Origin of the sequence: Cupriavidus basilensis (genome assembly GCF_008801925.2) — a bacterium.
In the GTDB taxonomy this organism is placed as follows: domain Bacteria; phylum Pseudomonadota; class Gammaproteobacteria; order Burkholderiales; family Burkholderiaceae; genus Cupriavidus; species Cupriavidus basilensis.
Window position 1 is genome coordinate 996,145 of sequence record NZ_CP062803.1, and the last position, 26,072, is coordinate 1,022,216.

At 65.9% G+C, this 26,072-nt stretch carries 21 protein-coding genes, 1 tRNA gene and 1 pseudogene; 17 read left to right on the forward strand and 6 right to left on the reverse strand.

What is annotated here, in order from left to right; all coding sequences use genetic code 11:
- Positions 1–8: 8 nt before the first annotated feature.
- Positions 9–704, reverse strand: coding sequence for a Smr/MutS family protein (locus F7R26_RS04460; protein WP_150992621.1), 696 nt, complete (start codon positions 702–704; stop codon positions 9–11).
- Between the two features lie 115 nt (positions 705–819).
- Entirely contained in the window at positions 820–1,767 is a 948-nt protein-coding gene (gene trxB, locus F7R26_RS04465) for a thioredoxin-disulfide reductase (protein WP_043344442.1), read from the reverse strand.
- Between the two features lie 170 nt (positions 1,768–1,937).
- On the opposite strand from trxB, the gene F7R26_RS04470 reads away from it, so the two are divergent.
- The 4 genes from F7R26_RS04470 (at position 1,938) to F7R26_RS04485 (ending at position 6,749) form a co-directional block, all read left to right on the forward strand.
- Positions 1,938–4,262, forward strand: coding sequence for a DNA translocase FtsK (locus F7R26_RS04470; protein ID WP_150992619.1), 2,325 nt, complete (start codon positions 1,938–1,940; stop codon positions 4,260–4,262).
- Between the two features lie 133 nt (positions 4,263–4,395).
- Positions 4,396–5,034, forward strand: coding sequence for an outer membrane lipoprotein chaperone LolA (gene lolA / locus F7R26_RS04475; protein ID WP_043351351.1), 639 nt, complete (start codon positions 4,396–4,398; stop codon positions 5,032–5,034).
- Positions 5,035–5,042: 8 nt separating this feature from the next.
- Positions 5,043–5,462, forward strand: a complete 420-nt coding sequence (locus F7R26_RS04480) for a hypothetical protein (protein ID WP_150992618.1) — start codon at positions 5,043–5,045, stop codon at positions 5,460–5,462.
- Between the two features lie 243 nt (positions 5,463–5,705).
- Positions 5,706–6,749 carry a Fe(3+) ABC transporter substrate-binding protein gene (locus F7R26_RS04485; RefSeq protein WP_150992616.1) on the forward strand — a complete coding sequence of 348 codons (1,044 nt, stop codon included), beginning with the start codon at positions 5,706–5,708 and terminating at the stop codon, positions 6,747–6,749.
- 88 nt (positions 6,750–6,837) lie between these two features.
- Here the strand turns inward: F7R26_RS04485 and F7R26_RS04490 are convergent, their stop codons facing one another.
- Both F7R26_RS04490 and F7R26_RS04495 read right to left on the reverse strand, forming a co-directional pair.
- The gene (locus F7R26_RS04490; protein ID WP_150992614.1) at positions 6,838–7,518 is read right to left on the reverse strand and encodes a hypothetical protein; all 681 of its coding nucleotides are present in this window, start codon (positions 7,516–7,518) and stop codon (positions 6,838–6,840) included.
- 206 nt (positions 7,519–7,724) lie between these two features.
- A complete protein-coding gene (locus tag F7R26_RS04495) occupies positions 7,725–9,377 on the reverse strand; it encodes an ABC transporter permease (RefSeq protein ID WP_150992612.1) in 1,653 nt (550 codons plus the stop codon).
- A 198-nt stretch (positions 9,378–9,575) separates the two neighbouring features.
- Here F7R26_RS04495 and F7R26_RS04500 point away from each other — a divergent pair, with 198 nt between their 5' ends.
- The 8 genes and pseudogenes from F7R26_RS04500 to F7R26_RS41580 form a co-directional block, all read left to right on the forward strand.
- The gene (locus F7R26_RS04500; RefSeq protein WP_170302013.1) at positions 9,576–10,637 is read left to right on the forward strand and encodes an ABC transporter ATP-binding protein; all 1,062 of its coding nucleotides are present in this window, start codon (positions 9,576–9,578) and stop codon (positions 10,635–10,637) included.
- Positions 10,638–10,746: 109 nt separating this feature from the next.
- The gene (locus F7R26_RS04505) at positions 10,747–11,793 is read left to right on the forward strand and encodes a TRAP transporter substrate-binding protein (RefSeq protein WP_150992608.1); all 1,047 of its coding nucleotides are present in this window, start codon (positions 10,747–10,749) and stop codon (positions 11,791–11,793) included.
- A 117-nt stretch (positions 11,794–11,910) separates the two neighbouring features.
- Positions 11,911–13,278, forward strand: a complete 1,368-nt coding sequence (locus tag F7R26_RS04510; protein WP_150992606.1) for a replication-associated recombination protein A — start codon at positions 11,911–11,913, stop codon at positions 13,276–13,278.
- Between the two features lie 157 nt (positions 13,279–13,435).
- A complete protein-coding gene (gene serS, locus F7R26_RS04515; RefSeq protein ID WP_043351360.1) occupies positions 13,436–14,749 on the forward strand; it encodes a serine--tRNA ligase in 1,314 nt (437 codons plus the stop codon).
- Between the two features lie 78 nt (positions 14,750–14,827).
- Positions 14,828–14,917 (forward strand) — tRNA-Ser (locus tag F7R26_RS04520).
- Between the two features lie 472 nt (positions 14,918–15,389).
- Positions 15,390–15,545 carry a hypothetical protein gene (locus F7R26_RS04525; protein ID WP_174423244.1) on the forward strand — a complete coding sequence of 52 codons (156 nt, stop codon included), beginning with the start codon at positions 15,390–15,392 and terminating at the stop codon, positions 15,543–15,545.
- Positions 15,546–15,661: 116 nt separating this feature from the next.
- Positions 15,662–16,531, forward strand: a complete 870-nt coding sequence (locus F7R26_RS04530; RefSeq protein WP_150992604.1) for a DUF1653 domain-containing protein — start codon at positions 15,662–15,664, stop codon at positions 16,529–16,531.
- A gap of 430 nt (positions 16,532–16,961) precedes the next feature.
- Positions 16,962–17,375: pseudogene (locus F7R26_RS41580) on the forward strand (phosphatase PAP2 family protein); the annotation flags it as partial.
- A 157-nt stretch (positions 17,376–17,532) separates the two neighbouring features.
- Here F7R26_RS41580 and paeA read toward each other — a convergent pair.
- Positions 17,533–18,846: a polyamine export protein PaeA gene (gene paeA, locus F7R26_RS04540; RefSeq protein WP_150992602.1), complete on the reverse strand. Its 1,314-nt coding sequence runs from the start codon at positions 18,844–18,846 to the stop codon at positions 17,533–17,535.
- A gap of 85 nt (positions 18,847–18,931) precedes the next feature.
- The gene (locus tag F7R26_RS04545) at positions 18,932–19,885 is read right to left on the reverse strand and encodes a LysR family transcriptional regulator (RefSeq protein ID WP_150992601.1); all 954 of its coding nucleotides are present in this window, start codon (positions 19,883–19,885) and stop codon (positions 18,932–18,934) included.
- Between the two features lie 137 nt (positions 19,886–20,022).
- On the opposite strand from F7R26_RS04545, the gene F7R26_RS04550 reads away from it, so the two are divergent.
- The 5 genes from F7R26_RS04550 (at position 20,023) to F7R26_RS04570 (ending at position 25,344) form a co-directional block, all read left to right on the forward strand.
- Complete coding sequence (locus tag F7R26_RS04550) at positions 20,023–21,285, forward strand: D-amino acid dehydrogenase (RefSeq protein WP_150992599.1); 1,263 nt, start codon at positions 20,023–20,025, stop codon at positions 21,283–21,285.
- A gap of 104 nt (positions 21,286–21,389) precedes the next feature.
- On the forward strand, positions 21,390–22,310 hold the full coding sequence (locus tag F7R26_RS04555) for a glutamate/aspartate ABC transporter substrate-binding protein (protein WP_150992597.1): 921 nt from the start codon (positions 21,390–21,392) through the stop codon (positions 22,308–22,310).
- Between the two features lie 153 nt (positions 22,311–22,463).
- Complete coding sequence (locus F7R26_RS04560; protein ID WP_150992595.1) at positions 22,464–23,261, forward strand: transporter substrate-binding domain-containing protein; 798 nt, start codon at positions 22,464–22,466, stop codon at positions 23,259–23,261.
- 30 nt (positions 23,262–23,291) lie between these two features.
- Entirely contained in the window at positions 23,292–23,951 is a 660-nt protein-coding gene (locus F7R26_RS04565; protein ID WP_150992593.1) for an amino acid ABC transporter permease, read from the forward strand.
- 247 nt (positions 23,952–24,198) lie between these two features.
- On the forward strand, positions 24,199–25,344 hold the full coding sequence (locus F7R26_RS04570; protein WP_193692081.1) for an IS481 family transposase: 1,146 nt from the start codon (positions 24,199–24,201) through the stop codon (positions 25,342–25,344).
- Positions 25,345–26,072: the final 728 nt, after the last annotated feature.

The following is a 26,072-nucleotide window of genomic DNA, read 5'->3' on the forward strand; positions in this document are numbered from 1 at the left end:
GCGCTGTCTCAGGCGTGCGGCTGGCGCAGCAGCACCATCAGCGCGCCGGCGCCACCCTCGGCGCCGCGTGCCTGCACGAAGGCCAGCACTTCTTCCTTCTGTACCAGCCAACTGCGCACCTTGCCCTTGAGCACGGGCGTCTTGTCCGGCGAGCCATTGCCCTTGCCGTGGATCACGCGCACGCAGCGCACGCCACGCTTGACCGAGCGCCGCACGAACTCGGCCAGTGCCTCGCGCGCTTCTTCGCTGCGCAGGCCGTGCAGGTCGATCTTGTCCTGGGGCACCCATTCGCCGCGGCGCAGCTTCTTGACCACGTCCATGCCGATGCCGGGGCGGCGGAACGACAGGGTTTCGTCGGTATCGAGCAGGTTCTCGACGTCGAACTCGTCGGAAAGCGACGCGGCCAGCACGGCTTTGTCGTCCAGCTGGGTTTGTACCGGCACGGGTGCCGGATGGCGGGGCGCGGGAGTGACGCGGTTGCGGTCGCGCAGGGTGTTGACGTTGCCTACGCTGCTGCGGAATACGTCGGCTTCTTCGCGGGCGCGCTGCGCGGCTTCGTCCGCCGCGCGGCGCTCGGCTTCGCGCCGCTCGGTGTCGGCCTTGAGGGAGTCGCGCAAGCCGGCCAGGTCGGTCAGGCCGAAACGCTTGGGCGGGCTGGCGGCGGGGTTGGCGGGTTTGGTGGGCTTTCTGGCGCCGTGCGTCATGGCGAGTCTCCGGGGTGCTCGGCGTGATTATAGGGTGGCAGGGCGGGACGGCATCACCGGCTTGAAAAAGACAAAGGCCGGGCAAGCCCGGCCTGAGCCTTCCGTCTTTGTCTCTTTACTGCAGGGCTTCCACGTAGCGCTGTGCATCCAGGGCTGCCATGCAGCCCGTGCCGGCGCTGGTGATCGCCTGGCGATAGATGTGGTCCTGCACGTCGCCGGCTGCGAACACGCCCGGGATGCTGGTGGCCGTGGCATCGCCGGCCAGGCCGCTCTTGGTGACGATATAGCCGTTGTGCATCTCGAGCTGGCCTTCGAACAGTTCGGTGTTCGGCTTGTGCCCGATGGCCACGAACACGCCCGCCAGCTTGAGGTCTTCGACCGTGCCGGTGTTCACGTTGCGCACCTTCAGGCCCGTCACGCCGGAGTCGTCGCCGGTCACTTCTTCCAGCACGGAGTTCCAGCGGATTTCCACGCGGCCTTCCTTCTCGCGCTGCAGCAGGCGGTCGACCAGGATCGGCTCGGCGCGGAACTTGTCGCGGCGATGCAGCACGGTCACCTTGCTGGCGATCTGGGACAGGTAGAGGGCTTCCTCCACGGCGGTGTTGCCGCCGCCGACCACGGCCACTTCCTGGTTCTTGTAGAAGAAACCGTCGCAGGTGGCGCAGGCCGACACGCCGCGGCCCATGAACAGCTCTTCCGACGGCAGGCCGAGGTACTGGGCCGAGGCGCCGGTGGCGATGATCAGCGAATCGCAGGTGTATTCACCGGCATCGCCCACCAGGCGGATCGGGCGTTCGGTCAGCTTGGCGGTGTGGATGTGATCGAAGATGATTTCGGTGTTGAAGCGTTCGGCATGCTCCAGGAAGCGCTGCATCAGTTCCGGGCCTTGCACGCCGTTGGCGTCGGCGGGCCAGTTTTCCACGTCAGTGGTGGTCATCAGCTGGCCACCCTGGGCCAGCCCGGTGATCAGCACCGGCTGCAGGTTGGCACGGGCCGCGTAGACGGCGGCGGTATAGCCGGCGGGGCCGGAACCGAGAATCAGCACTTTTGCGTGTTTGGCCATGATGCTTTCCTATGGCTGGTGCGCCTTGATGCGCACTAGCGTGAATCGAAACCAGCATTATAAGTGGACCGGCGTTTGCTCACTGTTGCAAATTCCAATGGGAGCGATAGCCCTGGCCAAGGTTAAAATGGCCGGCACCACCCTCTTCAGTTGGCAACCCAGATCCAGGCATGGCCCGAGCTACTACCACAACACGTACCGATCCTTCCGCGCTGCCCTCGCGCATCGGCAAGCTGCTGGGCGAAGTGCGCTGGTTCCTGTTGCTGGCGGTCACATTGGCCTTCGTCTGCATCCTGGCCAGCTACAGCAAGGCTGACCCTGGCTGGTCGCACGCCAACCAGGTGGCCGACATCCACAACCTCGGCGGCCGCGTGGGCGCCTGGATGGCCGATGTGCTGTTCTTTATCTTCGGCTTCTCCGCCTACTGGTGGGCCGTGTTGCTGGTGCGCCGCTGCTGGCGCGGCTGGCGTGCGCTGACCGCCGAGCTGCCCGAGCGCAACGGCGAGGCCCGGCAGGGCCTGGTGGTGAGCTGGATCGGCTTTGGCCTGACGCTGACCGCCAGCATGGGCCTGGAGGCCATCCGCATGTATCCGCTGCGGGCTGCGCTGCCGCGCGCCCCGGGTGGCGTGCTGGGCGACCTGCTCGGTGGCTGGATGCAGATGGCGCTGGGCTTCACCGGCGCCACGCTGCTGCTCTTGCTGACGCTGGCCATCGGCTTGTCGCTGTTCTTCCATTTCTCGTGGCTGTCGGTGGCCGAGCACGTGGGCGGCTTCGTCGAGACGCTTTTCCTCGGCTTCAAGGCGCGCCGCGAAAGCAAGCAGGACCGCATCATCGGCGAGGCGGCCAAGGTCGTGCGCACCGAAACCGTGGAAGTGCAGCGGGTCAAGATCGAGGAGGCCGCGCCGGTGCAGATCGTGCGGCCCCAGGCGGTGCCCAAGCACGAACGCGTGGAGCGCGAGAAGCAGCAGCCGCTGTTCGCCGATATCCAGGACTCCGACCTGCCGCCGCTGGCGCTGCTGGACCCCATCCCCACGCACCAGGAAACCGTCAGCGCCGAAACGCTGGAATTCACCTCGCGCCTGATCGAGAAGAAGCTCAAGGATTTCGGTGTCGAGGTCAAGGTGGTGGCGGCCTATCCGGGCCCGGTCATCACCCGCTACGAAATCGAGCCGGCCACCGGCGTCAAGGGCAGCCAGGTGGTCAACCTGGCGCGCGACCTGGCGCGTTCGCTGTCGCTGGTTTCCATCCGGGTGGTGGAAACCATCCCCGGCAAGATCTACATGGGGCTGGAGCTGCCCAACCCCAAGCGCCAGACGGTGCGGCTGTCCGAGATCCTCGGCTCGCAGGTCTACAACGAGAGCGCGTCCAACCTCACGATGGCGCTGGGCAAGGACATCGCCGGCAAGCCCATGGTTGCCGATCTGGCCAAGATGCCGCACTGCATGGTGGCGGGCACCACCGGCTCCGGCAAGTCGGTCGGCATCAACGCCATGATCCTGTCGCTGCTCTACAAGGCCAAGGCCGAGCAGGTGCGGCTGATCCTGATCGACCCCAAGATGCTGGAGATGAGCGTCTACGAAGGTATCCCGCATCTGCTGTGCCCGGTGGTGACCGACATGCGCCAGGCCGGCAACGCCCTGAACTGGGCGGTCGGCGAGATGGAGCGGCGCTACAAGCTGATGAGCAAGCTGGGCGTGCGCAACCTGGCCGGCTACAACAAGAAGATCGACGAAGCCGCCTCGCGCGAGGAGAAGCTTCCCAACCCGTTCAGCCTGACCCCGGACGCACCCGAGCCGCTTGAGAAGCTGCCGATGATCGTGATCGTGATCGACGAGCTGGCCGACCTGATGATGGTGGTGGGCAAGAAGGTGGAAGAGCTGATCGCGCGCATCGCGCAGAAGGCCCGCGCCGCCGGCATCCACCTGGTGCTGGCCACGCAGCGTCCGTCAGTCGATGTGATCACCGGCCTGATCAAGGCTAACGTGCCGACCCGCATCGCCTTCCAGGTCAGCAGCAAGATCGATTCGCGCACCATTCTTGATCAGCAGGGCGCGGAAGCGTTGCTCGGCATGGGCGACATGCTCTACCTGGCGCCGGGCACCGGTGTGCCGATCCGCGTCCACGGCGCCTTTGTCTCCGACGATGAAGTGCACCGCGTGGTCGAAAAGCTCAAGGAAGGCGGCGAAACCAACTACATCGAGGGCATCCTCGAAGGCGGCGTGGCCGAGGGCGACCTGGGCGGCGATGGCATGGGCGGTGGCGCGGGCATTGGCGGCGGCGGCGAGGCCGATCCGCTCTACGACCAGGCTGTCGACGTGGTGCTGAAGAACCGCCGCGCCTCGATTTCCCTGGTGCAGCGCCACCTGCGCATCGGCTACAACCGTGCCGCGCGGCTGCTGGAGGACATGGAAAAGGCTGGCCTGGTCTCCGCCATGTCGGGCAACGGGAATCGGGACATCCTGGCCCCGGCAGGCACCGCCCGCGAGGAAGAATAAGCCGCCGCGCGTAACATGCTGTTACGTGCGAAGCACATCGTTGCGAAATCCGGCGCCCACGCGCCGCTCTAACCGGACAGGCAGTGCAACCGCCCCGGCGGTGCGTACCCTCCAACCCAGCAAGGACAACACCATGCGAATCCGCATTCTCGCGTCGGCATGCGCCGCGGCGGCCATGCTGTCGCTGACAGCGACGGCGGCCATGGCGGCCGGCACCGACCAGCTCCAGGCCTTCGTGGCGGGCGTGAAGAGCGCCAAGGGCGAATTTACCCAGCGCCAGGTCAAGGGGCAGGGCGACAGCCTCAAGGTGGCAGGCACCTCCAGCGGCACCTTCGCTTTTTCGCGCCCGGGCAAGTTCACCTGGCGCTACGTCAAGCCGTACGACCAGTTACTGCAGGCCGACGGCCAGACGCTCTACATCTACGACAAGGACCTCAACCAGGTCACCGAGCGCAAGCTCGATGGCGCCCTGGGGTCCAGCCCCGCCGCGATCCTGTTTGGCAGCAATGACCTGGAAAAGAACTTTGTCGTGAAGAACGGCCCCACGCGCGACGGCGTGGAGTGGCTTGAACTCACGCCCAGAGCCAAGGACACACAGTTCGAGCGCATCGGCATCGGCTTCAAGAGCGGCAACCTGGAAGCGATGGAGCTGCGCGATGCCTTTGGCAACACGACGCTCCTGACCTTCAGCGCGATGCAGAAGAACCCCGTGCTGCCGGCCGACACCTTCCGGTTTGCGGTGCCCAAGGGCGCCGACGTGCTCAAGCAATGAGGCGCGCCATGATCCCAGCATTCCTGACCCGTCCGGCCTGGCGCCGTTGCGGTGGCATTGCCGGCCTTGCCGCCGCTGCGTTGCTGGCCGCCTGCGCCAGCCCTGGCGCCAGCAAGCAGTTCGACGTGGATGCCTTCCTGCGTGCCTCCGATACGGCGCTGCCGGAAGTGCTTGCCAACCCGGATTTTCTCTCCGCCACGCAGGCCAGCGCCAACGATTGCGCCGCGCTGCTGCAGTCGGTCAACAGCGGCGTGCTGGAAGGGGTGCCGCCCACCGGCAGTGGACATGGGCCCGCCTGGCTGCTGCATCCGGCTGGCGCCCCGGCCAAGGTGTGGCTGGTGGTCAGCAAGACCGGCGGCGAGCGGACCTGCCATGGGCCGCTGCCTGCCGATGCCATGAAGGCATTGGTGGAACGCGCCAGCACCTGAATGTGATTCATGGGTAACGCCGGGCGCAATCGAAGACCCGGCGGTATCTGTCATTCCGGTTCGCGCTTCTGCGTTTCAATCCGCACTTTTTTCTTCCCAGGCTTGCCGCGAGAAAAATGACAACGTTGTAACTTGACCTCCAAAACGGGAATGATTATTGTTTCTTGCTTGTCTTGTCCAGGATGCATGCATGGCATCGTCAGGACGGCATACAACAATCATCGAAGATCGAAGGGGAGAGTCATGACCGTATTCCGCCGCTTGCTGCCACGCGCCACAGCGCTTGCCGCGCTCGCTGTTCTGGCACTGCCGCCCGCCGCGCACGCACAGGAAAAGGTGCTGAACCTTTACACCGCGCGCCACTACCAGACCGACGAAGCGCTCTACGCCAACTTCACCAAGCAGACCGGCATCAAGATCAACCGCATCGAAGGCCAGGAAGACCCGCTGCTGGAGCGCATCAAGAGCGAGGGTGCCAACAGCCCGGCCGATGTGTTCATCACCGTCGACATCGGCCGGCTGTGGCGGGCCCAGCAGGCGGGCGTGTTCGCGCCGCTCAAATCGAGCGTGCTGGAGTCGCGCATCCCCGCCAACTACCGCGACCCGAACGGCGACTGGTTCGGTTTCTCGGCCCGGGCCCGCGTAATCGCCTATAACAAGGCTGCGGTCAAGCCCGGCGACATCAAGAACTACGAAGATCTCGCCGATCCCAAGTGGAAGGGCAAGCTGTGCATCCGCTCCAGCGGCCACGTGTACAACCTGTCGCTGATGTCCAGCCTGATCGCCCATGACGGCGAGGCCAAGACCGAGCAATGGACGCGCGGCGTGGTGGCCAACCTGGCCCGCGCGCCCAAGGGCGGCGACACCGACCAGCTCAAGGCCGTGGCAGCGGGAGAGTGCGATATCGCGGTGGCCAACACCTACTACATCGCCCGCATCCTCAAGTCGGCCAAGCCCGAGGACAAGGCCGTGGCGGACAAGCTCGGCGTGCTGTGGCCCAACCAGGCCAGCCAGGGTGTGCACATGAACATCTCCGGCGGCGGCATGCTCAAGCATGCGCCCAACAAGGCGTCCGCGCGCGCGTTCTTGGAGTACCTGGCCAGCGATGACGCGCAGCGCTATTTTGCCGATGGCAACAATGAGTGGCCGGTGGTGGAAAGCGTGAAGATCAGCAATCCGGCGCTGGAAGCACTGGGCAGCTTCAAGGCGGACAAGATCAGCGTTGCCGAACTGGGCAAGCACCAGCCGCAAGCGCAAAAGCTGGCGGACAAGGCCGGCTACAAGTAAGAAAGTAAGAAAGTCAGAAAGCAAGAAGACGCCTGCACGGCCTGGCTGGCGGGACGGGGATGGCGGCGCTAGCCGCCATTTCCCATGTCTACGGCTTGGGCACGGGCCCGGCTTTGGACCCTGGCCGCTTGGCGGCGTTGCTCTCGCCGCCTTCGCCAGGTTCAAGGCGGCGGAAGTTCAGCTTTGCGCCGCGCTCCCTGTGCTTCTCGAAGGTCACCTTCAACTGCTCGCGCCGCTTCTTGTGCGAGTGGCCCAACGTGCCTGCCGCGTATGGCAGCTTGGCCACCGCCTTGCCCGCGGTCTGGCGCGCCAGGAGCACGTCCAGCGCTTGCCGCGCGCGTACCTGGGCGTGCAGCAGCGCGTCCGTAGGATTGGCCTTGGCGCGGTTCAAGTCGTAAGGCAACATGACCGGCCCGGCAAGCTGGCGCAGCGCAGCACGGATGTGCGGGCTGTCCAGCCCGGCCTCATGGAGCACCCATGCCGCGTCATGGCGCAGCCACGGCTCCGGGTCGCCAAGCTTGCGCAGCAGGGCAAGCGAGATATCTGCCTGGCGGTAGCCATGCGCGCGCCGCACCGCGTTGAGCGCGATGCGCCTGACATGGGAGTTCTCGTGATCGAACAGGTCCGCCACCAGGCGTTCGACCATGCCCGGTTTTTCCAGTTGCTCAGCCAGTTGGCCCGCCAGGGCGATTTCCTCGACGGCACTGATCCGGTCATGCCGGGTCACCCGGTTCAGCTTGAACACGAGCATGCGGTAACGAAGCTGCATAACACTCCCTGAAAACGCTGCGAACAGATGCCGGGCAAGGATTGCCACCGGCACAGTCATGGTGCGGCGCGAAGCACGCCAGCGGTGGGGGCGGACCGCCTGGCTCGCCAGAAAGGGTGCGGCAGGCCGGGGCGCAGCTTCGGACTAGGGGAATATCGGCAAGACGTTGAAGAACTTTAGGAAAATGCGTGGGCGACTTGGCCGGCCTATTCCCGCGCATCCCGCCGTATCGAGCGCGACAGCAGGATCACCGGCAGCAGGCCCACTGCCACGATCACCAGCGAGGCGGTGGCGGCCTCGGCCAGCCGCTCGTCGGAGGCCAGGTTGTAGGCCTGCACGGCCAGCGTGTCGAAATTGAACGGCCGCATCACGAAGGTGGCGGGCAGCTCTTTCATGACGTCGACAAAGACGATCAGCGCCGCGGTCAGCAGGCTGCCGCGCAGCATCGGCAGGTGCACGCGCCGCAGCGTGGCGCCTGGGCCATGGCCCAGGCTGCGCGCCGCCGCGTCCATGCCCGGCGTGATCTTGACCAGGCCGGCGTTGACGGTTTGCAGCGCCACGCCCAGAAAGCGCACCAGGTAGGCATAGACCAGTGCGGCAATGCCGCCCGTCAGCAGGAGCCCGGCCGACCATCCCAGATGCTGCTGCACCCACGCCGACATGGCATTGTCCAGCCGCGCCACCGGCACCAGCACGCCGACCGCCACCACCGAGCCGGGCAGCGCGTAGCCCATGCCGCACACCCGCGTCAGCGCGCGCAGCAGCCAGCCCCGGCCGGCAGCCATGCCGCGCCCGGCATAGCCGATCACCAGCGCGGCCAGCACCGCGATCAGCGCGGTCACGCTGGCCAGCAGGAAGCTGTTGCGCACCAGGCCGATAAAGCGCGGGCCGAACTGCGCGTCGCCTTCGGCCAGCGCCATCTTGCACAGCATCAGCGCCGGGATGGCAAAGCCCAGCAGCACCGGCACCACGCATACCAGCAGCGCCAGCGCCGCGCGCCAGCCATGCAGCCGGTAAGCCGGCGCGCGGCGCTGGCCGCCGTGCACGCGGGCGCGGCCCCGGCTGGCACGCTCGGCCAGCAGGATACCGATCACGAACAGCAACATGCAGGCGGACAACTGCGCCGCCGCGTTCTTGTCGCCCAGCGAGAACCAGGCGCGGTAGATGCCCGTGGAGAAGGTCGGGATACCGAAGTAGGCCACGGTGCCGAAATCGGCCAGCGTCTCCATCAGCGCCAGTGCCGTGCCGGCCACGATGCCGGGGCGCGCCAGTGGCAGCATCACGCGCCAGACGCTGCCCCAGGTGCCATGGCCAAGCAGCCTTGCTGCTTCCAGCGTGTTCAGGGTTTGCTGCAGGAAGGCCGCGCGCGCGGTGAGGTAGACGTAGGGGTAGAGCACCAGCGTGAACAACACGATGGCGCCGCCCAGCGAGCGGATATCCGGGAACCAGTACTCGCGCGCGCGCCAGCCGGTCAGCTCGCGCAGCCAGCTTTGCACCGGGCCGGCGAACTGCAGGGCATCGGTATAGGCGTAGGCGATGACATAGGCCGGCATCGCCAGCGGCAGCACCAGTGCCCATTCCAGCCAGGCACGCCCGGCGAAGCGGTAGGTGCTGACCAGCCACGCGGTAGGCACACCCACCAGCAGCACGCCGGCGCAGACGCCGGCCAGCAGCCACAGCGTATTGCCGACGTACTCGGCCAGGACCGTGTCGGCCAGATGCCGCCAGGTGTCGCCGCTGGGCTCGAGCAGGCTGCCAGCCACCTGCGCGATCGGCAGCGCGATCAGCAGCGCGGCCAGGGCGGCAACCAAGGCTAACGGGTGCAGGCGGCGGGTACTGCTAGGGCGAAGCAGGCTCATGCGGCAGCGGCGTGGGTGTCGGTATTGGTGCGGGACAGGGTGAGGCCCGGCGGCGGGGCGCGGTCGGCAGGCCTTGGGGCAAGCCCTGCATTCTAGCAATGCGGATACGCCGGGCGACGCATCCGCATGTGACAGACATCCAGGGCCTGCGTCCATATAATGCTCGGCATGCCAGGCCACCCGCAATCCAATTCATCCATGCCAGCACGATCCGATGTCGTGATCGAGGTCGATCGCATCCACCATGGCTTCGGCAGCCAGCGCGTTGTCAACGACCTGTCCTTTACCCTCGCGCGCGGCAGCATCGCCTGCCTGCTCGGTCCCAGCGGCTGCGGCAAGACCACGGTGCTGCGCGCCATCGCCGGATTCGAGCCGCTGCGCGAAGGCCGCATCCTGCTGCAAGGGCAGGTGATGTCGTCGCCGGGGTTTGCCGTGGCGCCCGAGCACCGGCGCATCGGCATGGTGTTCCAGGATTACGCCTTGTTCCCGCACCTGAGCGTGGCGGACAACGTCGCCTTCGGGCTGCATGCCGTGCGCCGCGGCGAACGCGCGGCGCGGGTCGAGGAAATGCTCACGCTGGTGGGCCTGGCCGGTTCCGGCGGCAAGTTCCCGCACGAGCTCTCGGGCGGCCAGCAGCAGCGTGTGGCGCTGGCGCGCGCACTGGCGCCGAAGCCGGAGCTGCTGCTGCTTGACGAGCCGTTCTCCAATCTCGACATCGACCTGCGCGAGCGCCTGAGCCTGGAGGTGCGCGACATCCTCAAGGCCCAGGGCGCCACCGCCATTCTGGTCACCCACGACCAGTACGAAGCCTTTGCCATGGCCGACGAGATCGGCGTGATGCACGCCGGCGCCATCGAGCAGTGGGACAGCGCGCACAACCTCTATCACCGGCCGGCCACGCGCGTGGTCGCGGACTTCATCGGGCAGGGCGTGCTGATGCCGGGCCTGCTTGCCAGCCCGCACTCGGTCACGCTGGAACTCGGCACGCTGCATAGCAGCGAGCCGTTGGGCGTACCCCCTGCAACGGCGGAGGTCGATGTGCTGATCCGCCCCGACGATATCGTGCACGACGATGACAGCCCGCTGCGCGCGAAGATCCTGCACAAGGCCTTTCGCGGTGCCGAGATCCTGTACACGCTACGCCTGGCCGGCGGCGGCCAGGTGTTGTCGCTGGTGCCGTCGCATCACGACCATGCGCTCGGCGAGCACATCGGCATTCGCGTGGAGGTGGACGACGTGGTGGCCTTCCGGCGCGGCTGAGCGCACCGCCAGGGTCCTGGCGGGCTACTTGCTTATTTGTTTTTCCCCGCCGGCTTTATAGCTCCACGGCTCCACGGCTTCATTACTTCAAGATTCCAGGACTCTCATCATGTTTGCTTCCCCGAAGTGCGCATCCCAACTGCTGCGCCGCCAATGCCTGCGCTGCGGCCTGCTGCTAGCCTTGCTGGCCTGCGGCGCAAACCTGGCCTGGGCCCAGCCAGCTGCTGCGGCCACCTGGAGGATGGCCACCGAATACCCGGCCAGCGCCATGCCGGGTGAAGGGCTGGCGACCTTCGCCGATGAGGTCAAGGCGCGCACTGCAGGCGCGATCGACGTCAAGCCCAGCTTTGACGCCAGCGCGGGCGTCAAGTCCGCGCAGATGCCAGCGGCGGTGAAAGAAGGGCGGCTGGAGGGCGGCGATGCCTTCGGCGGCGCGCTGGGCGCGGTGGATCCGCTCTTCCTGCTGTCGTCGCTGCCGTTCGTCGCCACCTCGGTGGATTCGGCCAGGCGGCTGGCCGAACTGGCCCGCGCCGACTACGCGCGCGCCTTCGAGGCGCAGGGGCAGCACCTGCTCTACGTCACGCCCTGGCCGCCCACCGGCTTGTGGTCGCGCAACGCTGTTGCCACGCTGACGGACCTGCGAGCGCTGTCGGTGCGCACCTATGACGAGACATCCACCGAAGTCATGCGTGCTGCCGGCGCGCAGCCGACCAACCTGTCGTTTGCCGACGCGATGCCGCGCCTGAAGGATGGCTCGGTCAACGCGGTGCTGTCCTCCGGCGACGGCGGCGCTGGCCGCAAGCTGTGGGACTACCTGCCCAACTTCACGGCCATCGGCTATGCAATGCCGTTGTCGTTCACCACGGTCAACGCGGCCGCGTACGCTGCCTTGCCGCCCGCTTTGCGCGCCTCGGTAGACGCAGCCGCGCAGGCGACCGAGCAAAAGCAGTGGGCGCGCCTGGGCACACGGCTGGAAGAAAACACCACGCGCATGCGCGCCAACGGCGTGACCATCCAGGACAATCCCGCCCCGGCGGTGCAGCAGGCGCTGCGCGATGCCGGCGCGGGCGCGGTGGCGGCCTGGCGCACGCGCGTGGGCAGCGAGCGCGCTGGCGTGCTCGATGCCTTTACGCGCAGTGAGCGCACCGCGCGCTGATTCGCCAGCCGTAGCGGGCCGCGCGGCTGGCCGCGCGCGATGGTCTACACTGTCAGGTTCCTAGGCGCAGCGGGCACGCACCGTGCGCGCCTGACCTGACTTAAAGGCCTGAATACCGTGGCGGACACGCTGTTTTCCGAAGCTCCCGATCGTTCCCAACAACCCCTGGCCGAGCGCCTGCGCCCGCGCAATATCGATGAGGTGATCGGCCAGCAACACCTGCTTGGCGCCGGCAAGCCGCTGCGGGTGGCGTTCGCGTCCGGCGAGCCGCACTCCATGATCCTGTGGGGCCCGCCCGGCGTGGGCAAGACCACGCTGGCGCGGCTGATGGCCACCGCCTTCGACGCCGAGTTCATCGCGCTGTCGGCGGTGCTGTCCGGCGTCAAGGACATCCGCGAGGCGGTCGAGCGCGCCGAGCAATACCGTGCCCACGGACGGCGCACGCTGGTGTTCGTGGACGAGGTGCACCGCTTCAACAAGAGCCAGCAGGATGCCTTCCTGCCGCACGTGGAAAGCGGGCTGTTCACCTTTATCGGCGCCACCACCGAGAACCCGTCCTTCGAGGTCAACGGCGCCTTGCTGTCGCGCGCCGCTGTCTACGTGCTCAAGAGCCTGGACGACGCCGAGCTGACGCAGCTGGCGCGGCGCGCCAGCGAAGAGCTTGGCGGCCTGCAGTGGGAGGACGAGGCGCTGCAGCTGATCGTGGCCTCGGCCGATGGCGATGGCCGCAAGCTGCTCAACAATATCGAGATCGTGGCGCGCGCCGCGCGCAGTGCCGGCGCGCCGGTCATCGACAACGCGCTGCTTGGCAGCGCCTTGTCGGAGAACCTGCGCCGCTTCGACAAGGGTGGCGATGCGTTCTACGATCAGATCAGCGCGCTGCATAAATCCGTGCGCGGCTCCGATCCCGATGCCACTCTGTACTGGTTCTGCCGCATGATCGACGGCGGCGCCGATCCGCGCTACCTGGCACGCCGCATCGTGCGCATGGCGTGGGAGGACATCGGCCTGGCCGATCCGCGTGCCGCCCGCATCACGCTGGATGCCGCCGAGACCTACGAGCGGCTGGGCTCGCCGGAAGGCGAGCTGGCGCTGGCGCAAGCCCTGATCTACCTGGCCGTGGCGCCCAAGTCCAATGCCGGCTACAACGCCTACAACACCGCGCGCGCCTTCGTGGCCAAGGACAAGTCACGCGGCGTGCCGGTGCACCTGCGCAACGCGCCGACCAAGCTGATGAAAGAGCTGGGCTACGGCCACGCCTACCGCTACGCGCACGACGAGCCCGAAGCCTATGCCGCCGGCGAGCACTACTTCCCCGACGACCTCAAGCGCCCGGGCTGGTACAAGCCCACGCCGCGCGGGCTGGAAGGCAAGATCAGCGAAAAGCTGCGCCACCTGCGCGATCTTGACGCGCAGTGGCTCCGGCAGCAGGGCAAAGGCAAGGGCCGGGACGAAGGCGGCGGCGAGGGCGGCGCAGCGCAATAACGCGCATCGCCCCAGTCCGGGGGCGTGTCCCCGCGAACAGCGGGCGATCCACCAGCCTGTTCTCCAGCCGGCGGATCGGCGTGGGCCCGGGCCAGTACAGTAAAATGCCAGATCCGCCAGCATGTCGCTGGCCAATGCACCTGCCCTCACACGCAACATGCTAGACATCCAGCTGTTCCGCAAAGACATCGACGCCGTGGCGCAACGCCTTGCCACGCGCGGATTCCAACTCGACGTAGCGGCCTTCCAGGCACTCGAAGCCGAGCGCAAGCAACTGCAGACCCGGACCGAGGAGTTGCAGGCGCGCCGCAACAGCCTCTCCAAGCAGATCGGCATGCTCAAGGGCAAGGGCGAAGACGCCTCGGCGGTGATGGCCGAAGTCGGCGGCATCGGCGACGCGCTCAAGGCCTCGGCCGCGCGCCTGGAAGAAATCCAGGCCCAGCTCGCCGAGATCATGGAAGCCATCCCCAACCTGCCGCACGAAAGCGTGCCGGTGGGCCGGGACGAGACCGGCAATGTGGAGGTGCGCCGCGTCGGCACGCCGCGCAGCTTCGACTTCGAGGTCAAGGACCACGTCGACGTGGGCGAGCGGCTCGGGCTGGATTTCGATACCGCGAGCAAGGTCACGGGCTCGCGCTTCGCCATGCTGCGCGGTGGCATCGCACGCATGCATCGCGCGCTGGTGCAACTGATGCTGGACACCCACACGATCGAGCACGGCTACACCGAGATGTACGTGCCTTACATCGTCAATGCCGCCTCGATGCGCGGCACCGGCCAACTGCCCAAGTTCGAGGAAGACCTGTTCAAGGTGCCGCGCAAGGTCGGTGGCGAGAACAGCGAGGGTGGCGAGCGCACCGAGAACTTCTACCTGATCCCCACGGCCGAAGTGCCGCTGACCAACATCGTGCGCGACGCCATCGTGGCCGGCGACAAGCTGCCGCTGCGCTTCGTTGCCCACACGCCTTGCTTCCGCTCGGAAGCCGGCTCCTACGGCCGCGACACGCGCGGCATGATCCGCCAGCATCAGTTCGACAAGGTCGAACTCGTCCAGGTGGTGCAGCCCGAGCATTCGTTCGACGCGCTCGAGCAGCTCACCGGCCACGCCGAAGCCATCCTGAAGAAGCTGGACCTGCCGTTCCGCACCATGGTGCTATGCACTGGCGACATGGGCTTCGGCAGCACCAAGACCTATGACCTCGAAGTGTGGATCCCCGCGCAGGGCACTTACCGCGAGATCAGCTCCTGCTCGAACATGGGCGACTTCCAGGCCCGCCGCATGCAGGCCCGCTTCCGCGCAGGCCAGGGCAAGCCGGAACTGCTGCATACGCTCAATGGCTCCGGCCTGGCGGTTGGCCGCACGCTGGTGGCGATCCTGGAGAACTACCAGAACGCTGACGGCTCGCTGACGGTGCCCGCCGCATTGCAGCCGTATCTGGGCGGCCTGACGCGCCTGGAGCCCGAGGCGTAAATTTTCACGCGAGGGGCTTGCAGTGGAAACAAGATTTCCTCTATAATCTTGTTCTTCGCGACAAGCGACCCAGTTACCGGAGAGGTGGCAGAGTGGTCGAATGTACCTGACTCGAAATCAGGCGTAGGTGCGAGCCTACCGTGGGTTCGAATCCCACCCTCTCCGCCAGCAGTACGCAAAGCCCCACGATTCTTCACAGAGCCGTGGGGCTTTTGCTTTTGGGGTGCGTTCGTGTTGCCGGCGCTATGGCTGGCAAGTTGCGCGCCGAGCCTGCCAGTCCACGCAGATATACTCTGCTCATCGCCGCAACCACAGAGGCCGGGATTGGCGTCCCGAACGAAAAGGCGGACAGTCGCCATCGGGCGATTTTTTACTTCCGTTATGCCTCTGCCTGCTTTCATTGGGCGGGCCTGGGCAGGGAGCCTTCGGGCTCGCCGGATCCTTTTCGCCGGTACGCCAACCTTGCCTTGCGCCCGCCCACCTGCCCATCCCGACCGGTGTCGAGATGCGGGATCGGGGCGAGCGGCGCAATCAATGACGATGGTGGCGCCTGCGAAGCGCGCCGGGCATGGCAACCTGCCGCCAGACCTCTATATTGGTTAAGTGGCAACCGCCACGTCGACCAGAATGGAGGTAAGGCATGAGCCGGAACGCTCACTCCAATTCGAAGCGGCCATCCCCGAACATCCGCATTGAGAAACGGCACAGCAAGGAGAGCGAGGTGCAGGAGATGTCTCTCAAGGACCCGAAGATGGCTGAACCTGGCGCGATGCGTCAGCGCACGCATCGCAAGTAATGTAGCCAACGCGTAGCCAACCACGCAGTCAACCCTGCGCAACCGCGCGGGGCCCGCAAGCGGCCCCGCGTGGCCAATGCACTATCATGACGCTGCTCCGATTTGAACAGCCGCTCATGACACAGTCTTCTTGCCCGCCTTCCCCGCACGCCTTGCCCGGCGCAGAGGGGTCCTCCGACTATCTCCACGGCATGCCCTATCGCCATTACAAGGGCGGCGCCTATGCCATCGTTGGCCTCGGCGTGATCGAGTCTGACCTGTCGCAGGTGGTGGTGTACGAGTCGATGCGGGACCGCTCCCGGTTGTGGGTGCGTCCGCTGAATGTGTTTGGCGAAAGCGTGGATACGCCGCAGGGCACGCAAGCGCGTTTCGCGCCGGATTGGCCGGCCGCGCTGGCTTGCCTGGACTTCTTGCCGCGCGCGACGGTGTTGCAGGTGCTGGCCTGCTACGACGCGCCTTACCGGCATTACCACGATCGCCGCCATGTGCTGGAGATGTTCGCGCTGGCGCAGGCGCGCGGCATTGCGCTCATGCCCGCGCAGGCGCTTGCCGTGTTGTTCCACGATGCGGTCTACGTGCCGGGCTGCGAGCACAACGAAGCGGCGTCGGCCGCGTTGATCGAGACCATGGTGAGCGGGGTCGATGCGGCGGTGACAGCGCTGGCCGCGCGCATCGTGATGGATACCTGTGGGCATCGTGCATCGGTGCCGGAGTCCGAAGTGGTGCTGGATCTGGATCTGTCCCGGCTGGCTGCGCCGGACGCGGAATTCGACGCCTGGACTGTCGCTGTGTTCGAAGAGAACAAGGCGCTGCTGGCCAATCGCACTGGCCTGTCTGGCGATGTTCTGTACGCGGCATTCATGCAGCGGCGGATCGCGTTCCTGCAGGCAATGGCGCAGCGGCCACACTTGTTCCTCACGCCAGCCTTTGCCGATTGCGAAGCGCCGGCGCGCGCCAATATCGCGCGCATGGCGGCGGGGGGCTGAGCCGATGGTGGCTGCTCCCGTTCAAGCGCTCGCGGCCGTTCAGCCGGCTGGCGCGTCCTGGCTCACACCGGCAACCGCGCTGGGCGTGGTGGGCCTTCTCGCTTTGTTCGTGTTGTTGCTGCTCTGTGTGGTGCGCGGCTTGCTGCTGGTGATCCGCCCGCTGGTGCGCAGGCTCGATGCCGCGCGCTTGCGTGGCCGCGATGCGCTGCGTGCGCGCGACACGCAGCCGTGGCCGCGCGTGGCCAGCATGCTGGAGCGCGACATCGTCGAGCTGCTCTTGCTGGCGGCAGGCGGTGTGTTGTTGCTGGCTTGCGCGGCCGTGTTGCTGTGGCTGGGTGAATCCATCGCCGAAGGCGCGCCGCTGGTGCAGGTGGATCAGGCGGTGTTCGCGCAGCTTCGCGCGTGGCAGCATGGCTGGCTGGATACGGCCATGGTGGCGCTGACCGAGCTGGGCGGCGCGCGGGTGTCCGTGGCGGTGGGCGTGGCGGTCTTTGCCTGGCTGGCGTGGCGCCGTGCCTGGGTGGCGGCAGCTTACTGGGTGGGGGCGCTGGTTGGGGCGCGCGCCTGCGTGATGGTACTCAAGCTTGCCCTTGAGCGCAGCCGGCCGGCCAGCATCTACGGCGGCCTGGAGTCGTTCTCGTTTCCCAGTGGCCACGCCACCAGCAGCATGGTGACCTATGGCTTCCTGGCCTTCCTGCTGTGCCTGCGCCAGCCTTGGCGGGTACGGATGCCGGTGGTGGCGCTGACGGCGGTGGTGGTGACGCTGATCTGCCTGTCGCGGCTCTACCTTGGCATGCACTGGCTGTCCGACGTGCTGGCGGGCTGCGCGCTCGGCTTTGCCTGGATCGTGCTGCTGGGCACCGCCTATGCCACCTTGCATGCACCGGAACGCCTGGCGCCGCTGCGCCTGGGCGCGGTTGCCGCCGCAGCGGTGGTGGTGGTTGGCACGTGGATCGTGGTGTTCCAGCTGCCCGGCACGGTTGAGCGGTATCGCCGCGCGCTCACGGCTGGAATGGCTGCGCCGACGGCAGCCGCGAAACCAGCAACTGATCGATCTTGTGATGGTCGATGTCCAGCACTTCAAAGCGGAATCCCGCAGCCTCGATCGCTTCCGATTTCTTCGGGATCCGCTTGAGCGTGTAGATGACGAGCCCGGCGGCGGTGTCGACGTAATCCTCGCCGGGCAGCTCGTCGAGCTCCAGCGCCTTCTTCAGGTCCACTAGCGGCGTGACGCCGTCGACCAGCCACGAGCTTTCGTCGCGCCGCACGATCTGTTCATCCTCGTTGGAGTAAATGATGTTGCCCATCAGCGCGCCGACGATATCGTCCAGCGTGACGATGCCCACTACCAGCCCGTACTCGTTCATGACCACCGCAAAGTTCTGGTGCATCTCGCGAAAGCGCGTGAGCGATTCGGTGAGCGTCAGCGTGTCCGGGATCACCAGCACGTTCTTGTCGTGGTGCTTGCCGATATTGCCGATGTTGCCGATCACGCCGGTGGAATCGTCGGCAAGGAACAGCTGCAGGATGTCCTTCGAATCGATGTAGCCCAGCACGTCGTCGAGGTTGTGCCCGCACACCGGATATTGCGCGTGTGGATAGTTGACCAGCTTGCGCCGCAGGCTGTCGGGTGATTCGTCCAGGCCGATGTAGACCACGTCGTCGCGCGGGGTCATCACCGCGGTGACGCTTTTCGCGTCCAGCTCGAACACGTTTTCGATCAGGTGGATCTCGTGCTTGTGGAGCACGCCGGCCTCCGCCCCGGCATCGACCATGGCGGCGATGTCCTCGGAGGTGATCTGGTCGATGTGCTTGGTAGGCACGCCGAACAGATGCAGCGTGGCATTGGCGGCACCGTTGAAGACGTAGACCAGTGGCTTGAAGATCTTGATGAGCGTGAGCATCGGCCCGATCACCGCCAGCGCGCAGGCTTCGGGAAACGTCATGGCGATGCGCTTGGGGATCAGGTCGGCGAACTGGATAAAGAGCAGGGTGACGATCAGGAAGGAGCCGACATTGGCGATGCGCTGGGTGGTGACCACGTCCAGGTAGGGCAGCAGCGCCGTCTGCATCAGGTCGGAGACATGCTTCTCGCCGACGATACCGGCCAGGATGGCCACGCTGTTGACGCCGATCTGCACGATGGTGAAGAAGTTGCCCGGCTCCTCCTTGAGCAGCATGATCTTGGTGGCGCGGCGGTCGCCACGCTCGGACAGTGTCTGCAGCTTGGTGCGGCGCGATGCGGTCAGCGCGATCTCGGAAATCGAGAAGAAGGCGCTGATCAGGATGAGGAGAAGCAGGATTAGGGCGAACATAGGTTGGTGAAAGCACCGTTCAGGCGCTTTGATGATGGTGCACGGCGCACGGTACTGTCAAATTCTGCAAGGGCTGCGGGACGTTTCATCTAGGTGCATGCTCAAAACTGACCGCCGGCGCTTCCAGCCGCTGCGGCAGCGCAGCCGCCAGCTCCCGTGCGGCGGCGGCAAACTGTTCGCGCATCGCGTCGGCCAGGCTGGAACTGCCACGGTGGCTGGCGCGCAGCAGCTGGATCTCGAAAGGCAATGCGGGCTTGACCTCGTGCAACGAAACACGCTCCGGGTTTGCGCCCAGCGCGGTGTACTGGTCGAGCAAGGTAAGGCCCAGGCCGGCATCGACCAGGGCCAGCGCCAGCGAATAGGTCTGGACTTCCAGCGTGGAGCGCGGCTCGAGCGCATTGCGCGCCAGCGTCTGGCGTACCAGCAGCCCAAGCGAGCTGTTGTCGTCGTAGGCGATGAAGGGACGCTCAACCAGCTTGTGCATCGGCACGTCGGCCCGCCGGCCGCGGGCCGCCAGCGGCTCGCCGCGCGGTACCGCCAGCAGCATCTGGCCGCCAGCTACCGGTTCGCTGGTGATGGCTTCGTGGCGCGGCGGCGAGAAGGCGAAGCCCAGGTCGATCTGGTTAGCCAGCAGCCCTTGCACGATCTCGTCGGTGTGGTGGGTCAGTACCTGCACCTGGGTGTCGGGATGGCGCGCGCAAAAGCGGCGTACGGCTGGCACCAGCAGCGGATTGGCCAGGCTGGGCGTGGCCGCCACGCGCAGGCGGCCGGCGCCTTTGTGGCGCAGGCTTTCGGAGACTCGGCGCACCCGCTCGATCTCGCCATATAGCCGCTCGACATCGCCGTACAGCGCGCCGGCCTCCGGCGTGGCCTGCAGCCTGCCTTTTACCCGGTCGAACAAACGGAAGCCGAGCGTGGCCTCGGCATGCTGCAGCACGCGCGTGACCACCGGCTGGGAGACGTGCAGCAGGCGCGCGGCCTCGCTGACGGTGCCGGTCAGCATGACAGCGCGAAAGACTTCGATCTGACGCAATCGCATGTGGCAAGGGAGGGCGCCGCAGCAAAGCGGCACCCATAGCCTAAAGACATATTCTTGCACGTATTCGCATTGGGCAAGGCGCGCTGCGTGGTCTACCCTGTGTCGGGTCGAAAGAGAGCGGATCAACGAGGCGGGTAATGAAGGTTGTGATCGTGGGGGCGGGCGTGATCGGGATGAGCACGGCGTGGCGGCTGGCGGGCGACGGGCACGAGGTGACCGTGCTGGAGCGGCGCGACGGCCCGGGCGAGGAAACCAGCTTCGCCAACGGCGGGCAGCTCAGCTATAGCTATGTGGCGCCGCTCGCCGGGCCGGGCGTGCTGGCCAAGGTACCCGGGTGGCTGCTGCGCTCCGATTCGCCGATGCGCTTCCGCCCATCGGGTGACCCGGCGCAGTGGCGCTGGCTGGCAGCGTTTGCACGGGCTTGCAATGCCTCCGCCAGCGAGGCCACCACGCGCAAGCTGCTGCGGCTGGCCTTCTACTCCCGCGACCTGATGCAGGCCTTTGTCGACAGCCAGCCGGTGGACTTCGGCTTTGCCCGGCGCGGCAAGCTGATTGTGCACCGCGACGCGGCCAGTTTCGATGCCGCTTGCCGCCTGCTCGATTACCAGGCCAGCCTGGGCTGCGAGCAGCAGGCGCTGGACGGCGACGCGTGCGTGGCGCTGGAGCCGGCGTTGGCCGGCATCCGCGGCGAGATTGCCGGGGCGATTCACACGCCGAGCGAGGAAGTGGCCGATTGCCATCGTTTCTGCCTGGCGTTGGCACAGTTGCTGCATGACCGTCCTGGCGTGTCGCTGCGCTTTGGCACCGGCGTGATAGGCATCGAGCGCGCAGGCGATCGCGTGACCGGCGTGCGTACCGATGCCGGCATCGAGCGGGCGGATGCCGTGGTGGTGGCAGGCGGCATCGGCAGCGTGGCCTTGCTCAAGCCCCTGGGCGTGCGGGCACCGCTGTGGCCGCTCAAGGGCTACAGCATCACGGTGCCGATTAGCGATGGCGAGAGCGCGCCGCACATCAGCGTCACCGATTTCGCGCGCAAGATCGTCTATGCCCGCATCGGCAACACCTTGCGCGTGGCGGGGATGGCCGACCTGGTGCGCGCGGATACCGTCGTCGACCGTGCTCGCATCGCCACGCTGGCCTTTGAGACCCGCGCACTGTTTGGCGACATGGCGCCGGGCATGGCGCCGGAGCAGTTGCAGCCCTGGGCGGGCCTGCGCCCGGCCACGCCGACCGGCCTGCCGATGGTGGGCCGGTCGAGCTTGCGCGGCTTGTGGCTCAACATCGGCCACGGCGCGCTTGGCTTCACGCTGGCCATGGGCAGCGCGGGCTTGCTGGCCGATGGCCTGGCCGGGCGCAAGCCGGCCATCGATGACACGGATTTCGCCGCGATGCTGGCTTGATAGGCAGCGTTACGGGGCAGTTTTTTCGTTTGCATTACCGCTGAGAAACACCGCTTCACGACCAGGCAGTACTTCGAGCCATTTCCACCCAAGGAGAAAACGATATGAAATCGCAGGTCCACTCCAACCGATTTTCCCGCTGCCTGCTGGCGGTTGCCATGCTGGCTGGCACCGCGGGCACTGTCAGCAACGCGCACGCTGCCGACGGCGATACGCTGCGCAAGATCAAGGAAACCGGCGTGATCTCGCTGGGCTATCGCGAGTCCTCCATCCCGTTCTCCTATACCAACGGACGCGATGTGATGGGCTACTCGCACGAGATCCTGCTGCAGATCGTCGACAAGGTGAAGGCGCAAGTGCAAAACCCCAAGCTCGAGATCAAGCTGGTGCCGATCACGTCGCAGAATCGCATTTCGCTGATGCAGAACGGCACCATCGACATCGAGTGCGGCACCACCACCAACAACCTGGAGCGGCAAAAGCAGGTAGCGTTTTCCAACAGCCTGTTCGTCTACGGGCTGCGCATGCTGACCAGGAAGGATTCGGGCGTGAAAGACTTCCCGGATCTCAAGGACCGCAACGTGGTGACCACCGCTGGCACCACGGATGAGCGCCTGCTGGTCAAGATGAATGGCGAGAAGGCCATGAACATGAACCTGATCAGCGCCAAGGACCACGGGCAGTCCTTCCTGATCCTGGAGACAGGGCGCGCGGTGGCCTTCGTGATGGACGAGCCGTTGCTCTACGGCGAACTGACCAAGGCCAAGAGCGCCAATGACTGGACCGTGGTCGGCACGCCGCTGCAGACCGAGAACTACGCCTGCATGTTCCGCAAGGACGATCCGTCGTTCAAGGCACTGGCCGACGGCGTGATCGCCGACCTGATGACCAGCGGCCGTGCCGAGCAGTTGTACAAGAAGTGGTTCCAGTCGCCGATTCCGCCGCGCAACATCAACCTGAACTATCCGCTGTCGGCCGACATGAAAGATCTCTACGCCCATCCCAACGACAAGGCGTTCCAGTAAGCCGGGCAGGGCAGGGCGAATCGTTATTGCTGTTCGACGCGAAATTGCGCTAGGCTAAAAGCCGGCTTGCTCGCTTGGCGGACCAACGCCGGGTTGACGCTTGCCGGACCGTTGCGGACGCCGTCCGCGTCGGCTGTGCTGACTGGAGAACATATGCGATCGCTTCGTACTGGCTGTCTCAACGCCCTGTTCGCCGTTTCGCTGCTGGCGGCCGGTGCCGCCGCGCAGGCCGCCGACCTGCTCGACACCGTAAAGCAGGCCGGCGTGCTCAAGATCGGGCTGGAAGGCACCTATCCGCCGTTCAACTACCGGGGCAGCAATAACCAGCTGGAAGGCTTCGACGTCGATGTGGCCAAGGGCGTGGCGGCCAAGCTGGGTGTCAAGCCGGAGTTTGTCACCACCGAGTGGAGCGGCATCATTGCCGGGCTGCAGGCCGGCAAGTTCGACATGATCGTCAACCAGGTCGCGGTAACGCCGCAACGCAAGCAGGTGCTGGATTTCTCCACGCCTTACGTGTATTCGGCGGCGCAGCTGATCCAGCGCAAGGATGACAACCGGCAGTTCAAGTCCCTCGAGGACCTGAAAGGCAAGAAGCTCGGCGTGAGCCTGGGTAGCAACTACAACGAACTGGCCAAGTCGGTCGCCGGCATCGACGTCAAGACCTATCCGGGTGCGCCCGAATATCTGCGCGACCTGGCAGCGCAGCGGGTGGATGCCGCGCTGAACGACCGCCTGATGATCGGTTACCTGATCAAGACGTCAAACCTGCCGCTGCGGCCCGGCGCGATTGTGGAAGGCGGCAATTCCGAGGTGGCGATCCCCTTTCGCAAGGACAATCCGAAGTTTGCACAGGCCATCGACCGCGCGCTCGACGAGATGCGCAAGGACGGCAGCCTCGGCAAGCTTTCGGCGAAGTGGTTTGGCAGCGACGTGACCAAGCCGGCCAGATAAGCGCGGGCACGCCTTTCGCCAGGGCTTTCCATGTCCGCTCTCCAACTCGTTGCCGCATCGCTGCCCGTGCTGCTGCAGGGCATGCTGCTGACCATCAAGTTCGCGCTGCTGTCGATGATCTTCGGGCTGGTGATCGGCACCGTGGTGGCGTTGATGGGCATCAGCCACCAGGCCGTGCCGAAGGCCATCGCGCGGACCTACGTCAGCATCATGCGCGGCACGCCGCTGCTGGTGCAGATCTTCGTGGTGTATTACGGCTTGCCCGGCATCGGCATCGCGCTGGAACCCACCCCGGCGGGCGTGTTGACGCTGAGCCTGAACGTAGGGGCGTATCTCTCGGAGAGCATGCGCGGCGCCATCCTCGGCATCCCGCGCGGGCAGTGGCTGGCGGCTTACAGCCTGGGCCTGACGCAAGGCCAGACCTTGCGCTACGTGGTCGGCCCCCAGGCGCTGCGGCTGGCGGTGCCGAGCCTGTCGAACAGCCTGATCAGCCTGATCAAGGACACCTCGCTGGTGTCTGTGATCACGGTGACCGAGCTGCTGCGCACGGCGCAGGAGGTGATTGCCGCGACCTACCAGCCGTTGCCGCTTTATCTTGCCGTGGCTGCTATTTATTGGATGCTTAGTACGGCGCTGGCGCATGTGCAGCGGTTGTTGGAGAGGAGGCTGTCGTTGCCGGGGAGGCATTAGGGGGGGGAGGGGGGGATTTGGGCGGCGGTGGTTTTTGGACCCAAATGCCGTACGACATCCCCCTGCGGGGTTGGTCGCTGTTTGTTTGAGCGGTGATGGCGCTTGCACCCAAAAGCCATACGACATCCCCCTGCGGGGGCTGCCGGTCACTCTTCTTTGCGTCGGTGTATAGACCGGGGACATAGGTGACGGGTGTGCGAGGACATGGTTGACACTTTCGGGCAATGAATCTGCCCGGAATCCGACCATGCCTTGGAGCACGCGCGACACCATGAGCCTTCGTCAAGAATTCATCCTTCTGGCCCAGCAAGAGGGCAGCAATCGCCGCGAGTTATGCCGGCGTTTCAGCATCAGTCCCCAGACCGCCTACAAATGGCTCGCGCGCTATGCCGAGCAAGGCGAGGCCGGTCTGGTCGACCGCTCTCGGCGGCCCAGTCGCAGCCCGGAACAGACCCACGCCGACCTTGAACAGGCCGTGATCGCGCTTCGCCAGCAGCATCCTGCCTGGGGCGGGCGCAAGATCAGCCGCCGCTTGCAGGACCTGGGGCATACCGAGGCGCCGGCTCCCAGCACTGTCACCTCGATCCTGCATCGCCACGGGCTAATTACCCCGGAGGCCTCCGCCAAATCGGTGGCATGGCAGCGTTTCGAGCATCCCGAGCCCAACCATCTCTGGCAAATGGACTACAAAGGCTGGTTTGCCACCCGAGACGGCGTGCCGTGTTACCCGCTGACAGTGCTGGACGACCATTCCCGCTTCAATATCCTGCTCACGGCCTGCACCAGAACCCAGACTGCAGTGGTGCAGCGCCATCTGCGCGAGGCTTTCCGTCGTTATGGGCTGCCGCTGCGCATCAACGCCGACAACGGTGCGCCCTGGGGCAGCCCTTCCCAACCCGGCCAGCTCACGGCCCTGGCGATCTGGTTGATTCGCCTGGGCGTACGCCTGAGCCATAGCCGCCCCGCGCACCCACAAACCAATGGCAAGGATGAGCGGTTCCACCGCACCTTTAAGGCCGAGGTGCTCACCGGCAACGACTTTGCTTCCTGCCGTTATGCGCAGCGCGCATTCGATCGCTGGCGCGATGTCTACAACCAGCAGCGACCTCACGAAGCCCTTGGCCTGGCGACGCCCGTCACGCGGTATCGGCCCAGCCCGAGGCCATATCCGGAGCAGTTGCCGCCCATCGAATACGGCCCTGACGACACCGTAGTGCAGGTCAAATGGCACGGCGAGCTCTGTTTCCAGGGACGTCGCTTCAAGGTTTCGAATGCCCTAGCCAAGCTGCACGTGGCGCTGCGGCCTGACGCCAGACACAGCGGCAAATACGCCCTTTACTTCGCACATCATCGCTTCGGAAGCATCGACCTAAACGACCCGAATGCCGCTTAAAATGTGTCAACCATGTCCTCGCACATGTGTCACCCATGTCCCCGGTCTATACACGTCGGCAAAGAAGACTAACGAGAAGAAAGCCGACCCTGCCGGGGGCAGAGCAATCGCGGGTGCGCAGGGCGCTGGTTTCGTCGTAGGGCCAGCGGTTCTGCACGCATCTGCCGGTACCGGTTTGACCGGCCACGACGCTGCCAGCCTCCGGGATACGTGGTGAGCCCCCCGGTAGCGGACATCACTTGCTTCAAGCCGTCTGTCGCTCGCGGCGTGGCCGGCCACGAAATTGCAAGCGCACCGGTTCCGTCGTGGGCGCGGTGGCACCGGATTGATATGCCCAAGACCTTCACCACCGCGCCCGCCCCACCACGAAACCATTGACGGGCGATGTGTCGTGATGGTCTGTGCCGGTAACGGCAGATGGTCGAATGCTCACCGAGCAAAGCGATCAGGGGCACCGCCACGTGACCATAGTGTCATGTAATTACGATGACCTTTGCGCCGGTATGGCAAAGGCCAGCCAACACTCCGGGCCGTACGACGCAACCACAGCCCCACATAAGCCTGATTGCTCTGCTCCCGGCAGGGTCGGCTTTCTTCTCGTTAGTCTTCTTTGCCGACGCAAAGAAGAGTGACCGGCATCCCCCGTAGGGGGATGTCGTATGGCCCTTGGGTCCAAAAACCAACGCCGCTTAAAGAAACAGCGACCAACCCCGCACAGCGATGTCGTA